Source organism: Ochrobactrum sp. SFR4, from assembly GCF_019730395.1.
In the GTDB taxonomy this organism is placed as follows: Bacteria; Pseudomonadota; Alphaproteobacteria; order Rhizobiales; family Rhizobiaceae; genus Pseudochrobactrum.
The window spans coordinates 1-286 of sequence record NZ_JAAPBB010000651.1 but is presented as its reverse complement, the minus strand read 5'-3'; the positions used below and the strand labels follow the sequence as shown (position 1 = coordinate 286).

The following is a 286-nucleotide window of genomic DNA, read 5'->3' as shown; positions in this document are numbered from 1 at the left end:
AGTCATACCATATCTCCGGAAAGTTTGACCCTCGGGTCGAGAACCGCATAAAGCACATCCACCATGAAATTCACGGCAACGAAAAGCAGTGTGGCCAGCAGCACATAGGCAACCACCACCGGCCGGTCGAGCTGGTAGATACTGTCGATCAGCAGTTTGCCCATGCCGGGCCATGAGAACACGGTTTCGGTAATGGTGGAGAAAGCAACAAGACTACCGAATTCAATACCGACAACAGTTACAATCGGTATCAGAATATTGCGCAGCACATGACGATTGACGATGC

The 286-nt window shown here is 50.7% G+C and carries 1 protein-coding gene; it reads right to left on the bottom strand.

The genetic code is table 11. The annotated features are described in order from the left end of the window. Nucleotides 1-2 precede the first annotated feature (2 nt). Nucleotides 3-286: ABC transporter permease subunit (locus tag HBA93_RS20660; protein WP_221724518.1), on the bottom strand; the 284-nt coding region annotated here is incomplete at its 5' end.